The organism is Bacillus sp. jun7, from assembly GCF_051034795.1.
Lineage (GTDB): Bacteria > Bacillota > Bacilli > Bacillales > Bacillaceae > Bacillus > Bacillus velezensis.
This window is the reverse complement of record NZ_CP093219.1, coordinates 3828725-3842557: the sequence shown is the minus strand read 5'-3', so window position 1 is coordinate 3842557 and position 13833 is coordinate 3828725. Positions and strand designations below refer to the sequence as shown.

At 43.8% G+C, this 13833-nt stretch carries 15 protein-coding genes; 5 read left to right on the top strand and 10 right to left on the bottom strand.

Features of this window, described 5'->3' with window-relative positions:
- Positions 1-42 precede the first annotated feature (42 nt).
- The 5 genes from MJQ52_RS19145 to MJQ52_RS19125 all read right to left on the bottom strand — a co-directional run bounded on the left by MJQ52_RS19145 (position 43) and on the right by MJQ52_RS19125 (position 6011).
- The gene (locus tag MJQ52_RS19145; protein ID WP_094247729.1) at positions 43-945 is read right to left on the bottom strand and encodes a phosphate ABC transporter substrate-binding protein; all 903 of its coding nucleotides are present in this window, start codon (positions 943-945) and stop codon (positions 43-45) included.
- A gap of 155 nt (positions 946-1100) precedes the next feature.
- Entirely contained in the window at positions 1101-3248 is a 2148-nt protein-coding gene (locus MJQ52_RS19140; RefSeq protein ID WP_094247728.1) for a peptidoglycan D,D-transpeptidase FtsI family protein, read from the bottom strand.
- A 101-nt stretch (positions 3249-3349) separates the two neighbouring features.
- Entirely contained in the window at positions 3350-4639 is a 1290-nt protein-coding gene (locus MJQ52_RS19135; protein WP_014305429.1) for an MFS transporter, read from the bottom strand.
- A 117-nt stretch (positions 4640-4756) separates the two neighbouring features.
- Positions 4757-5362, bottom strand: a complete 606-nt coding sequence (sodA, locus tag MJQ52_RS19130) for a superoxide dismutase SodA (protein WP_003153025.1) — start codon at positions 5360-5362, stop codon at positions 4757-4759.
- Between the two features lie 166 nt (positions 5363-5528).
- A complete protein-coding gene (locus MJQ52_RS19125; RefSeq protein ID WP_017418157.1) occupies positions 5529-6011 on the bottom strand; it encodes a DUF456 domain-containing protein in 483 nt (160 codons plus the stop codon).
- Between the two features lie 158 nt (positions 6012-6169).
- On the opposite strand from MJQ52_RS19125, the gene MJQ52_RS19120 reads away from it, so the two are divergent.
- From MJQ52_RS19120 to ispG, 3 genes are all read left to right on the top strand, one after another.
- Positions 6170-6934, top strand: a complete 765-nt coding sequence (locus MJQ52_RS19120; protein WP_060562627.1) for a DUF1189 domain-containing protein — start codon at positions 6170-6172, stop codon at positions 6932-6934.
- Positions 6935-7025: 91 nt separating this feature from the next.
- The gene (locus tag MJQ52_RS19115; protein ID WP_003153022.1) at positions 7026-7328 is read left to right on the top strand and encodes a LysM peptidoglycan-binding domain-containing protein; all 303 of its coding nucleotides are present in this window, start codon (positions 7026-7028) and stop codon (positions 7326-7328) included.
- A 132-nt stretch (positions 7329-7460) separates the two neighbouring features.
- On the top strand, positions 7461-8579 hold the full coding sequence (gene ispG, locus MJQ52_RS19110; RefSeq protein WP_169510269.1) for a flavodoxin-dependent (E)-4-hydroxy-3-methylbut-2-enyl-diphosphate synthase: 1119 nt from the start codon (positions 7461-7463) through the stop codon (positions 8577-8579).
- Positions 8580-8612: 33 nt separating this feature from the next.
- Here ispG and MJQ52_RS19105 read toward each other — a convergent pair whose 3' ends face one another.
- Positions 8613-8990 (bottom strand): DUF308 domain-containing protein, encoded by a 378-nt coding sequence (locus MJQ52_RS19105; RefSeq protein WP_087920773.1) that lies wholly within the window; start codon positions 8988-8990, stop codon positions 8613-8615.
- A 133-nt stretch (positions 8991-9123) separates the two neighbouring features.
- Here MJQ52_RS19105 and MJQ52_RS19100 point away from each other — a divergent pair, with 133 nt between their 5' ends.
- A complete protein-coding gene (locus MJQ52_RS19100) occupies positions 9124-9705 on the top strand; it encodes a hypothetical protein (protein ID WP_094247727.1) in 582 nt (193 codons plus the stop codon).
- Positions 9706-9735: 30 nt separating this feature from the next.
- Here the strand turns inward: MJQ52_RS19100 and MJQ52_RS19095 are convergent, their stop codons facing one another.
- Both MJQ52_RS19095 and MJQ52_RS19090 read right to left on the bottom strand, forming a co-directional pair.
- A complete protein-coding gene (locus tag MJQ52_RS19095; RefSeq protein WP_003153018.1) occupies positions 9736-10146 on the bottom strand; it encodes a Fur family transcriptional regulator in 411 nt (136 codons plus the stop codon).
- Positions 10147-10269: 123 nt separating this feature from the next.
- Positions 10270-11151: a YitT family protein gene (locus MJQ52_RS19090; protein ID WP_003153016.1), complete on the bottom strand. Its 882-nt coding sequence runs from the start codon at positions 11149-11151 to the stop codon at positions 10270-10272.
- A gap of 118 nt (positions 11152-11269) precedes the next feature.
- On the opposite strand from MJQ52_RS19090, the gene MJQ52_RS19085 reads away from it, so the two are divergent.
- Positions 11270-11524, top strand: coding sequence for a DUF2624 domain-containing protein (locus MJQ52_RS19085; protein ID WP_003153013.1), 255 nt, complete (start codon positions 11270-11272; stop codon positions 11522-11524).
- A gap of 27 nt (positions 11525-11551) precedes the next feature.
- On the opposite strand, the gene MJQ52_RS19080 is transcribed toward MJQ52_RS19085, so the two are convergent.
- Positions 11552-12445: a deoxyribonuclease IV gene (locus tag MJQ52_RS19080; RefSeq protein WP_094247726.1), complete on the bottom strand. Its 894-nt coding sequence runs from the start codon at positions 12443-12445 to the stop codon at positions 11552-11554.
- Between the two features lie 11 nt (positions 12446-12456).
- The gene (locus MJQ52_RS19075; RefSeq protein WP_017418162.1) at positions 12457-13773 is read right to left on the bottom strand and encodes a DEAD/DEAH box helicase; all 1317 of its coding nucleotides are present in this window, start codon (positions 13771-13773) and stop codon (positions 12457-12459) included.
- Positions 13774-13833 lie beyond the last annotated feature (60 nt).

Sequence of the window (13833 nt, the reverse complement as noted above, 5' to 3'; positions counted from 1 at the left end):
ACACTCCTATAAAGAAGAAGAGGCGGGGAGCCCGCCCTCCCCTCAGCTTTGCTTGCCGTTTGCGTCACGTGTGACTTTCATATCAGAGATCGGAATGTAGCCCTGATCTTTTACGATACTTTTCTGTACTTCATCGCTGTTCATATAGTCAAGAAACGTTTTTGTAAGGCCTGACGCTTCATCTTTCGTATAAGAGTGCTCGTAAGCCCAAATCGGATACTCGCCTGTGACGACGTTTTTCTCTTCCGGTTTGATGCCTCCGATCGATAAAGGCGTTACTTTGTCATCGTTTATATAAGAGAATGCCAGATAACCGATTGCTCCCGGCGTTTCCGCAATGATTTTTTTGACTGTATTGGAGGAATCCTCTGTAATGCCCTCTGCAGGCTCTGCTCCGTCAAGAGCATATTTGACGAACGTAGCGCGTGTTCCAGATGAATCAGGACGGTTCACGAGTGTAATTTTTTGATCTTTACCGCCAAGCTCTTTCCAGTTTTTAATTTTTCCTGTAAAGACGTCTGTCAGCTGTTTTTTGGTTATATCCTTTACGCCCGCACCGGGGTTGACCGCAGCCGCCATCGCCACTACCGCTACTCGGTGGTCTTTTAGGGCTTTCGCATCAATGCCTTCTTTTTCTTCAGCAAAGACATCTGAGTTGCCGATTTGCACTGCCCCTTCAGACACTTGCGAAAGTCCTGTTCCTGAACCTCCCGCTTGCACCTGCACATCAGCATCCGGATGTTTTTCCATAAACTTTTCCGCCGCTGCCAGTACTAACGGCTGCATGGCTGATGAACCAGAAATGGTTAAAGAACCTGATGCTTTTTTATCCTCACTTGCAGATTGACTGTCTGTCTTGCCGCTTTCCTTTGCATTTCCGCATGCTGCAGCAACAATCATAACAGCAGCCATCAGAAGCATAAGCATCCATTTGTTTTTTTTCATTTCCTGAATTCCCCCTGCATTTAATGTGTAATTTGTCCTACACGTATAGAGTAAAGGGTTCTTGTAAAATGCGTATAAATCAAGTGTTAAGGTTTTGTAAATCCGGATGTTTTTTTGTATAAAAAAAACGCTCACAGGTTGTGAGCGTTTTTCTGTTAGTTGCTTGTATTGCCGTTTTCAGCGTCTTCCTGAATTTTATCTTCGTTTTTCTGCTTCGTATTATTATCTTCTTGTTTCTTTTTCAGCTCAAAGTATTTGTCCAGAGCTGCTTCCCCGATGTCATTAGTTATTGAATACCTGTCATTGTAATTTTCATAAGCCCATGGAACCACTACCGAAATAGCAACTTCAGGATGATCTGCAGGAGCATAAGCCACCAAAGTTGTGTTATAAGTAGAAGCACCAGTTCTTGATTTTATAGGTCCATCATAGAAAGCTTGTGCTGTTCCAGTTTTACCGGCAGGGTGATAACTTTTATTAGCAAAATTTGCTCTCGCAGTCCCTTGAGCTCCATTCATAACAAGTTTAAAACCTTGTTGAACACGTTTAATTTCACTTTCAGTCATATCAAGACGGTTCATCACTTCCGGATTAACAGATTCAACGACGGCCCCGATACCTTTTTTTGAAGGTTTTCTTACTTCTTTCACGACTTGGGGCTTCATACGATAGCCGCCATTAGCAATGGTCGATACATACTGAGCCATTTGAAGCGGAGTGTATGTGTCATATTGGCCGATCGCAAAATCAAGCAAGAAACCTGACTGTCTTTTTGTTCCCACATATCCTGTAGCTTCGTTAGGCAGATCAATTCCTGTTTTTACCCCTAAACCGAATTCACTGAAGTAATAACGAAATTTATCAAATGCGCTGTAATCAAGCGGAAGTGAATGTCCTGATATATATTTACCCTTACCAATTGCAATCGCAGTTTTGAACATATAAACGTTAGATGAACGCTCAAGTGCAGTTAAATCATTTATCGGCCCCATTACACTTACCGATTTTTTAGGAGGAGAGCCTTTAATATTTAAAACTTCATCCGTAAATATATTTCCGATTTTAATAGCTCCTGTTTGATAACCTGTTAACAATGTTGCCCCTTTTACAGCTGAGCCCATGTTATAAGAGGAAGTCATTGTTCCTAGTGCATAATCATCAATTTTATATTTGCCGCCTGCTTGTTTAATCTGTTTACCCGCCATTGTAAGCACTTCTCCATTACGGGGATCCATCATTACAACAAATGCTCTGTCAAGCAACTGTGTACTCGGTCTTGCCTTTGCAGCCCTTAAATTTTTCTCAATAATTTTTTCAACGTCTTTTTGCAATTCGGTATCTATAGTGAGTACTAAATCATCCCCGGCTTTACCTTTTGAAACCGTTTCTGTATCTGTTACGTTTCCAGAGGAATCTGTCACATTTCTCACTTTCTCTTTTTGGCCCTGCAGCAGATTTTCATATTGATACTCTAAATAACTTTTTCCTACTCTGTCATTCCTGCTGTAGCCGAGTGACAAATAATGCTCAAGAAGATTTGAAGGGAGTCCTTCATTGGAGCTCGAGACACTGCCGAGAACTGATTTTAACAACCCTTTATTTGGATAAGACCGTTCCCAGTCAGACGTCACGTCAACTCCCGGCAGTTCATCTAAATGTTCGCTGACGACGGCCATTTCTTTTGCCGACACCCCTTCATTTTTGATGTATTGAGGCGTCAGTGAGTAGCCTGAATCCATCTGCCTTTTGATTGCAAGGATCTGCATATCTTTTGAAGTGAGCTCATTCAGCTGTTTGTCTGTGATACGTTTCAGCTGAAGCTGATATAAATCATCTTCAGACAGTTTTTTGTCTTCAGCTTTTTGCTTTTCTTCGGCCGTAATCAGTTTTTTCGCTTCATCAGGCCTCGTTAACATCCAATAGTCTTTTTTATCCCGCTCAGTCACCTTTTTGGTGCTTACCTTAATCATACCCGACAGTTTTTTTGCGATTTTTAAACGCTGCGCCTGGGTGGTTGAGGCTGAACGTGTATATGTAATCGCATTTAATGCTTTATTCGTTACGATGGGATTTAGGTTCCGGTCGTATATTTTCCCTCTCGGAACCGCCGTGCTGACATCAGACTCCTCCTGCTTATTAGCGGCGTTTTTATAATCATCACCCTGAACGATCTGCTTGATGCCAAGCTCGACGATAATCCAAGTAAAAATAAGAAACGCGGCCAAAAACAAAAAATTAAGCCGGATCGGCAGTGATTTTTTCTTTTCTTTGTTTACAGCTATTTTCTTTTTATTTCTCCTCATGACATCACCTTTTCTTATTTACAGAAAGAAATGACACCTTCTGTTCAGGTGCCATTTTTCATTCTAAAGGTTTTTTCGATATTTTTCTACAGATAACCCTTTTATCTTTCTCCTTTTATAAAATTCGGTTCCGCCGCCTGTTTTTGTCGGTCTTCTTCTACTGTTTCATCAGAAGTTTCCGTATCCAGTCTGATGTCTTTTATAAAGTAATAAATCAGCGGATGGCCGGCTCCGAGCAGCACGAGCGCCGCCGGTATTCCCACTTTTTCCTTGAATAATGTAACGATTACAAGGAAACAAAGGATGGAAACGATCCGGCCCGCATTTAAAAATAACTCCCTGAGCACAATGTATTCAATTCTGGCTTTTCTGGCAAGACGCGCCCGGCCTATCACATCATATGTAAGCGAGACATACGGCACGAGCAGAACTGGATAGCCGATCGCAATAAACACTCCGTACAAAAGGAGCGTCGTGAAGCTCATTTTAAAAATGATGAGAAACAGGGCGCCGTACAAGATCAATCCGCCGATAAGAATCGCCTTTTTCCGCGCTCTTTTTTTGATGAGCCTTGATGCAAAATAATAGGCAAAAAAAGAAACCGCGGAATTGACGAGACCGAATGTTCCGAGCGCCAGCTCACTGTTTGTCGCAATGAATACAAATACGCTGATTAAAAAAACAAAAATCCCTTCTCTCAAGCCTTGAAAAAAGTGCGCGTTGGTAATCCGGCGCCAATTCAGATTCGTATGGCGCTCATCAAAAACTTTTTTCAGCATAAACCGGCCTTTCGACTCCCTCCGCTTCAGAAAAAAGCTCATGACCACGGCAAGGGCAAATAAGCCGAGCGACAAGCTGAAAATGATTGTATAACCCGTATTGTTTTCAAGTCTTGAAATGACATATCCGGCTACAATCGGACCGATCATGCCCGCCGATGAAGACAAAATGCCTAAAAACCCGTTAAAAAAATCTCTCGTTTCCGGTTCCGTGATTTCGAACGTCAGCACATTAAAAGCCAGCCAGTAAAAGCCGTATCCAACTCCGAGCACGGCCCCTATCAAAACGAGACGGGAAGCCGCAGTTTCTCCGGCAAGCAGCACACTTAAATAAAAAGCAGCCAAAAAGATAACGCCGAACCTGAGAATAAACACCCTGTCAATTTTTTTAGCCAGCCGGCCGGCCAGCAGAAAGGTAACCGGCTGCATCGTTACGACCGACAAATTGTATATGGCCAAATCAATAAATTTTCCCGACTGCTTCCACAAATACACGTTGACAAATGTATTTGACAGCGCGATGCCCAATGAGTAAAGGCCGCCAATCGTCAATAACAGCAGCAGCCCTTTATTTATTTCGATGTCGCCGATAATTTTTTTTATTTTGCTCATCATTGACTCCCCTTTACTACACATTAGTTTGTCTCACTCAAACTGAGATATGTAAAAGGATTCAAAGTCAATAAAAAAACAAGGCCTCCCGCGGGAGACCTTGTTTGATCGAACTATTTATTTTGCTTCGCTGTAAAGACGGGCAACTTCATCCCAGTTCACAACATTCCAGAAAGCTGAAATGTAATCAGGACGGCGGTTTTGGTAGTTCAGGTAGTACGCATGCTCCCAAACATCAAGACCGAGGACAGGCGTTTTACCCTCTGAAAGCGGTGAATCTTGGTTTGGCGTGCTTGTAATTTCAAGTTTGCCGTTGTTTACAACAAGCCAAGCCCAGCCTGAACCGAAACGGCCGGCAGCTGCGGCGGCGAATTTTTCTTTAAATTGATCGAAGCTTCCGAACGTGCTTTTGATCTCTTCAGCAAGCTCACCAGTCGGTTCGCCTCCGCCGTTCGGAGATAAAAGAGTCCAGAATAAAGAGTGGTTGGCATGTCCGCCGCCATTGTTGCGGACAGCTGTGCGGATGTCCTCCGGCACTGCGTTCAAATCAGCAACAAGCTCATCTACAGATTTCTCTGCAAGCGCTGATCCTTCGATCGCTTTGTTGAGGTTTGTCACGTATGTGTTATGGTGCTTCGTATGATGAATCGTCATCGTTTCCTTATCGATATGAGGTTCTAAAGCATCATAAGCGTAAGGCAATTCTGGAAGTTTGTAAGCCATAATTTTTTTCCTCCTTTAAATATATGTACTGAAATGCCGCTTAACGCGAACTTTTCTAATCTCAATGTAACAAAAGAAAGCATGGTAATCAATGAAAAAGCTCACAATCCGGCGATTCCAGCAGACATATTACACTTTATCCGTTCACTGCCGAAATTAAACCTTTCTAAAGCACCGTCCATAAGAAATATCCGATCATAAAGAGCTGAATGACGCCTTTTGCCGCCACGCTTGTTAAAAAGCCGATTAACGAGCCGAGCCCCACTTTTGCCGCGGACTTGATATCCTTTTGATGAACAAACACCTCAGCGCAGACAGCACCGATAAACGGGCCTATTATAATGCCTGCCACGGGAATAACGAAGGGCCCTATCAACAATCCGATCGTGCTTCCCCAGATTGCCGCCCTGCTTCCTCCGTACCTTTTAACGCCAAGTAAATTTGACACATAATCAGCTGCAAATAAAACGGCCGCAAATACCGCCTCAATGAGCCAAAACAGGTAAGAATAAGGACTGAAGGAAAACAAAAATCCGTAGAGAAGAAAACCGGCCACAATAAAAATAACGCTTGGAATCACCGGATATACAAGCCCGATAAAAGCAATGACGAAGACCGCAATGATAATCAGCCAATACAAAACACTCATGACAAAAACACCCTCCTTTGTTTTGCGGGCGATCACCGCTTCCCGCTTTATCTTATTATGTATGATTCCTTATCACCGCTTTAAATACTCTCACTTGTGTTCATCCCCTGTGAACGATACAATAAGCAACATATACCAGTTTAGGCTAGGAAGTGAAGATGTTGAACATATTTACGGCTTTATTGAAAAGTACATACTCTCCGGCAGATATTGCAAAAACACGGTTTCAGGGGATAGGAAAAGCGATCCTTTATGTATTTTTGCTGTCTGTCCTTTTTACGCTGCCAAGCGCTTATTACCTTTGCTCCGGCACCGTAAACTCAATGAACGGTTTCAAAACCGTGTTAAAGAAAGATTTCCCTGATTTCAGCATTTCAAACGGAGAATTGCAGACGAAAGCATCCGCCTCTAAGGAAACGGAAGCGAACGGGTTCGTCATCGTGTTTGATCCCACAGATGCTTACGGCGCTAAACAAATAGCGGCGAAACAAAATGCGATCGGCATTTTGAAAAATAAAATGGTGCTTGCTGTAGACGGACAGGCGACAGAAATGAATTATTCGCTGATGCCTGCCGATATCACAAAAAAAGAAATCATATCAGCATTAAACCAAAATAAAACAATGATCGTCACCGTCCTGTCCGTTTTGCTGTTCATCATGACAGCGGCCGGCAAATTCATTGAAGTATCATTTCTCGCCGTCATCGGCCTGATATTGAAAAATGCGCAAAGAAAGACATTGAATTACCAGCAGCTCTGGAAGCTTTCGGCTTATTCCATTACACTTTCGACCATATTCTTTACGATCATGCGCGCGCTTGTTATTACGGTGCCGAGTGAATTTTTAGTGAATTGGTTTGTAAACTTTATCATCCTTTTCCTCGTCTTAAAAGAGATACCGCGAAGTAAAACAGCTGTGTAACAAAGACTGCCCCCGGCGGTCTTCTTTTTTGTCATGAACAAAACGGGACAAGCATACAATGAAGTAAAAATGTATGCGGGAGGCGGTTGGAATGAAGCGGCTTACTTTTGTATTCGGCAGTTTATTTGTGATATTCATTATCTTTTACGATCTTAAAATCGGCACGATCCCTTCTCAAGACCTTCCAGCATACGCAGCGGCGGCACAGCCAGCCCAACAGGAAGCTTCATACAGAACGGTTACGGTCAAAAAAGGCGATACGGTGATGTCGATAGTCGGCGCACATAAAGCGCCAGATGATATTGCACAAGATTTTGAGGCGCTGAATCCGAATGTAAAAGCAAACGCCATTCAGGCAGGCACCGCTTATAAATTCCCCGTCTACCGCAATTAAACGTTAATTTCTTGTCAGTTCGGCAAATACACTGTTACAATATAACATGTAAATAGAAGTTGCCTGACATGTAAAAGGCTCAGCCTGCAAAAGCGGTAACTACAATTAAGGAGCGATTGACAAGTGAGTGAAATCACACATCGTACAAAAACGCGTCCCGTCAAAGTGGGACCTTTAACAATAGGCGGAAATAACGAAGTCGTCATTCAGAGTATGACGACGACCAAAACACACGACGTAGAAGCAACAGTTGCGGAAATCAACCGTTTAGCCGAAGCCGGCTGCCAAATTGTCCGGGTGGCATGTCCGGACGAACGCGCTGCTAACGCGATTGCCGACATCAAAAAACAAATTTCCATCCCTCTCGTTGTCGATATTCATTTTGACTACAAGCTTGCATTAAAAGCAATTGAGGGCGGGGCCGACAAAATCAGAATCAACCCGGGTAACATCGGCCGGCGCGAAAAAGTGGAAGCCGTCGTAAAAGCGGCGAAAGAAAAAGGAATTCCGATCCGGATCGGCGTAAACGCGGGATCTTTGGAAAAGCGTATTTTAGAAAAATACGGCTATCCGACTGCTGACGGAATGGTTGAGAGTGCGCTTCATCATATCAAAATCCTGGAAGACCTTGACTTTCATGACATCATCGTCAGCATGAAAGCCTCTGACGTCAATCTCGCCATAGAAGCATACGAAAAAGCGTCAAAAGCATTTGATTATCCGCTTCACCTCGGAATTACAGAATCGGGCACGCTGTTTGCCGGAACGGTAAAAAGCGCGGCCGGACTCGGAGCGATTTTAAGCAAAGGAATAGGAAACACGCTCCGGATCTCTCTGAGCGCCGACCCGGTTGAAGAAGTGAAAGTAGCCAGAGAACTGCTGAAATCATTCGGTCTCGCTTCAAACGCGGCTACGCTTATTTCATGCCCGACATGCGGACGGATCGAAATTGATCTCATCAGCATCGCAAATGAAGTGGAAGAATACATTTCTAAAGTCAAAGCGCCGATTAAAGTAGCGGTTCTCGGATGTGCCGTTAACGGACCGGGAGAAGCAAGAGAAGCCGATATCGGGATTGCCGGCGCGCGCGGCGAAGGACTTCTTTTCCGCAAAGGCCAAATCGTCCGCAAAGTCCCTGAAGAAACAATGGTCGAAGAGCTCAAAAAAGAAATCGACAAGCTGGCAGAAGAACACTATGCAAAGCTTGAAGCAGAAAAAGCAAAAGCAGAACAAGAAACACAAAAAGCTTGACGGATATTCCGCCAAGCTTTTTTTTGCGTTGTGTTAAAAAAACGGTGTAATGAAGATGCCAAGCACAAGGGAAACAATACCGATTCCCATCGCCCATCCGCCTAAAGCGCCTGCTCCTCTTCTTCTGGCGATATAGCCGACGATAATGCCGCATGCCCCTAATAAAACAGGGAGCACAAACAGGGAAATGATAGAAATAGCCAATGCTGCATACCCTATCCCCCGGCCTTCACTTACTCCGTCCCGATTATCATCACGGTCTGCTGCCCGGTCAGAAGCACGATATGGCTCTGAGATTTCGGCCGCTGTTTCTTCTGAATAAACATCACGCGTGATATCGGTTCCTTCCGATCCATGATCTACATAGTAATCGTTGCCTTTTCGATTTTCGTAATCGTATGCCACCTTCAATTCCCCCTTTTTCTTTTATGAAAGGAGCTTTTTTAGTTTCCGCGTTTTTTACGAATTCATGTTTGCTAAACTTTTCTGGTATTGTTAATTGTTTATGTTACACTTGAAGGGATGAATTTATAGGAGTGTGGACATGTTACGGTTAGGTATAGATATTGACGGCACAGTTACGGCACAGGATACATTTGTCCCTTATTTAAACCGCTCATTTCATCTTTCCATTACCTTGGATGATATGACTGATTATGATCTGACGAAGCTTTTGAACATTACAGACGAGGAATTTTGGGAATGGATGAACGTTCATGAAGCAGCCATATATAAAGAAGCGAAGCTCGCGGAATTTGCCAAGCAGGCACTGGACGGACTGAAAGAAGAGCACCGTCTTATCTACATTACGGCAAGACGCGGCCACTTAGAAGATGTTACGCTGGACTGGTTTGCAAACCGGGACATTCATTACGATCACATTGAGCTTGTCGGAGGCCATCACAAAGTGGAAGCCGTCAAAAAACACGGCATTGATTTATTTTTCGAAGATCACCACGGCAACGCGACAATGATCGCAAAAGAAGCAGGCATTCCGGTTATCCTTTTTAACTCCCCATATAATCAGCTCCCCATCGATTCCAATATTATCAGGGTGCAGAATTGGCTTGAAGCCGTCGCCTGGGTTCATAAAAACAAACACAGCTTTCAGCATGTTAAAAGCTGAAAAAAACCTCCTGTATAAGCAGGAGGTTTTTTATCGGCACGCCGGACAGGTGCCGTAAATTTCAAACTTATGGCCGCTGATTTCATACCCTTCCAAATCATCGTGCAGCTTATCCATCGGACAGGACTCAATTTCCTTCGTTTTCCCGCAGGTTAAACAGATAAAATGGTGATGATGATGGGTATAAGAGCATGTAAAACGGAACAGTTTTTCTCCGGAAAGCTCCGTCGTTTCCAAAATGCCGAGTTCTTCATATAACGAAAGATTTCTGTATATGGTATCAAAGCTCAGACCCGGATAGTCGTCATTTAATGCGGCAAGCACGTTTTTGGCGGTCAGATATTTATCAGAATCAGCAAAAAGCTGCAGCATGTCTTCTCGCTTACTCGTATATTTATACCCTTTTTCTTTCAGCAGGTTCAACGCTTCTTGTACGTTCATGAGGACCTCCCCTTTACAACACGGTATCGCTCCAAAAAGAAAATGGCAGCTGTCTGAACAGCAGGCCATTTTCTTATGATGTATCAAATTATACCTATAAAATGATGAAAAGTAAATGAAAGCCTAGTGAATCGCGGTTTTGAACTTACCGCCCCTCGTTTCATGGGTATTCATGATCGTAATAAAGGCGTTTTTATCAATTTCAAACACAATGGATTTCAATTTAGTCACTTCAAGCCTTGTCACGACCGCGTAAATGACTTCTTTGGATTCATCCGTATATCCGCCTTTTCCCTGAAGCTTGGTGGTTCCCCTTCCAAGCCGATGCAAGATTGCATCTGAAATTTCCGCATACTGATCTGCCACAATAATGACCGCTTTTGTTTCATCAAGCCCCTGGATGACGGCGTCAATCGTTTTCATGGCAATATAATAAGTCATGAAAGAATACATCGCCTGCTCCGGACCGAACACAAAACCGGCCCAAATAAAAATAAACACATTGATGAGCATAACGAATTCTCCGACTGAGAAGGGCAGCTTTTTTGTGAGAAGGATACCGAGTATTTCAGTACCGTCCATCGAGCCTCCGTTTCGGATGACAAGGCCTACCCCGAAACCGAGCAAAAGCCCGCCGAATACCGTCGCCAAAATAGGCTGGGTCGTAATGGCCTCCACATGGTGCAAGGAGGATTCAATCAGCGCTAAACCGACAATTCCGATAACAGTAGAGATGAGAAATGTTTTTCCGATATATTTATATCCGAAAATCATAAATGGAATGTTGAGTAACACAACGAATAAGGCGAAATTGAGGAGGGGATTGGACATAAAGAGGTGGTCTAAAATTAATGAAACACCGATAATGCCTCCGTCGATAAAATTATTAGGGACCAGAAACAATTCAATACTTACGGCGGCTGAACCCGCCCCGATCAGAATCATGATGACCCTGAAGATAAAGTGTAAAAATGATTCTCTTTTGTGCTGTTTATTTGGGGTCATAAAATCTCCTTTCCTGTAATAACTATTTTAAACAGTAAGCAACTTCATTTTACCATTAAAAGCCGTAACATTTTAATGATTTGCTCAATACATTATGTCTAAAGAGGTGAAAGTATCGATGATTTTAATACAAAGAATTATTTTGCAGCGGCTCAATCAAGTCACTGCGGACGATCTTCTGAAATATTCCAAGCAATACGGAATCAGCATTACGAGAAGTCAAGCGGCTGAGGTAGCGGCTCTGATGCACGGAAAAAACATCAATATTTTTGATGAACAGGAGCGGCTGCGCCTGCTGAAAAAAGTGGAAACGATAACCTCAAAAGAAACGGCTCGGAAAGTTGACGAACTTTTCAATCAATTCTCAGGATAAAAAAGGAGGGCAATTCCCCCTCCTTTTTTATTGAGCTGATATTTTTTCAAGAAGCTCCTGATCAAACTGCTTTTCTTTCAGCATTTCGATTTCAAAACGGTACGGCGGCTTCTTATTTTTCTTGTCTTCGCCTACATACGGTGTTTCGAGGATTTTCGGAATATCGGCAAGCTGCTCGTGATGAACGATGTACTGCAGAGCGTCAAAACCGATCTCTCCGAACCCGATATTTTCATGGCGGTCTTTCCGGGCGCCTTTAATATTTTTACTGTCATTCACATGAAGGACTTTTATCCGATCGATGCCGACGATTTTATCAAACTCGTTAAGAACGCCGTCAAAATCATTGGCGACATCATATCCTGCATCATGGGTGTGGCAAGTGTCAAAGCAGACGGATAGATGTTCATTATGCGTAACCCCCGAAATGATCTCGGCCAGCTCTTCAAAGCTTCTTCCGCATTCTGATCCTTTGCCCGCCATTGTCTCCAGCGCAATCTGCACGTGTTGACCGGGAACAATCACTTCGTTTAAACCTTCAATGATTTTTTTGATGCCCGTTTCAGCCCCGGCTCCGACATGCGCTCCTGGATGAAGCACGATCTGTTTCGCGCCGATCGCTGCCGTTCTTTCAATTTCAGAACGCAGAAAATCAACGCCCAGCTCAAACGTTGCCGGATTTGTCGTATTTCCGATGTTAATGATGTACGGCGCATGCACGACAATCTCGTCGATGCCGTTTTCCTTCATATGGGCGCGGCCCGCTTCAATATTCAAGTCTTCAATTTTTTTGCGGCGCGTATTTTGGGGAGCGCCCGTATAGATCATAAATGTGTTCGCCCCGTATGAAACGGCTTCCTTGCTTGCGGCAAGGAGCATATGTTTTCCGCTCATTGAGACGTGTGAGCCTAATTTCAGCAACCCGATTCCCCCTACTTTCCTCTGTTAGATTGGTTTCTTCTCTGCTTCTTTCTGATTTTTTCCATTTCGTAGCTCATTTTCTTTTTATAGCCCGGCTTTACTTTTTTCGGCTTTTTCACAAGGCGTTTCGCCATTTGGTCAGCCTCATTTGCCGTCTTTTTGCGATTTTTGCGGCGGTGGCGGTCATCGCCTTTCTTCCATTCGCCGTTTACAAGCTCCGCATATTCAAACACAATACCCATCTTTTCGAGTCTTACGAGCGCATCTTCGTCAGAAAGCTCATAAATGGTCAGTGCTTGGCCTGATGAACCGGCGCGTGCGGTTCTCCCGACGCGGTGAACATAAAAATCCAGATCGTCCGGAAGCTCATAGTTGATGACGTGGCTTACGCCTTTAATGTCAATTCCTCTTGCCGCAAGGTCTGTCGCAATGACATAAGTGAATTCCAGATCATTAATCTGCTTCATTACCTTCTTACGCTCACGCGGCGTTAATCCCCCGTGCAGAAGACCGATCCTCATGCCCTTTTCAGTCAGGTATTTCGCAATATGGTCAGCCGTGTTTTTCGTATTGGCAAACACAATGCCCAGATAAGGGTTCAGATGAGACATCATATCAAAAAGCAGTTTGTCTTTATCACGCTGTTTAGAAGGAACCAAAACATGTTCAATCTTTTCGGCTGTGATTCTTTTCGGCTCAACATGCGCGTACTTCGGATTTTCCATATACTTTTTCAAAAACGGCTTCAGCTTTTCCGGAATCGTAGCTGAGAACACAAGCATCTGAAGTTCTTCCGGCATCCGCGATCCGATATAATCAACGTCTTCTAAAAAGCCCATGTCAAGCATCAGATCAGCTTCGTCAATGACGAGAGACTGCGCTTTATAGACGTTCAATGCCTGCGCCTTAATCAGATCCGCGATCCGGCCCGGCGTTCCGACGACGAGATGAGGCTGTGTTTTCAGCTTATCAATTGATTTTTGCTTGTCCGTCCCGCCGATGAAGCATTTTGTCCGGATCGGCTCATCTTCCGCACCCTGTGTGATTTTGAGCGCTTCCTGATGAATCTGATTGGCAAGCTCTCTCGTCGGCGCCGTGATAACAGCCTGCACCGTATCAGAACCCGGATCAATCCGATTCAAAATTGGCAATAAATAGGCGTGGGTTTTCCCCGTCCCCGTCTGGGACTGCCCGATCACGCTTTCGTTTTTCAGTACGGCAGGTATCAGCCGCTTTTGAATATCTGTCGGTTCATAAAAACCAAGGCGGTGAACTGCATCTATAATAAACGGTTTTAAGTTGTATCCATCAAATTTAGTTTCTTTCATTTTTCCCAGCTCCTTAAAGCGGCACATTCTGTGTCCATCATCACATTATAACCGATTTTA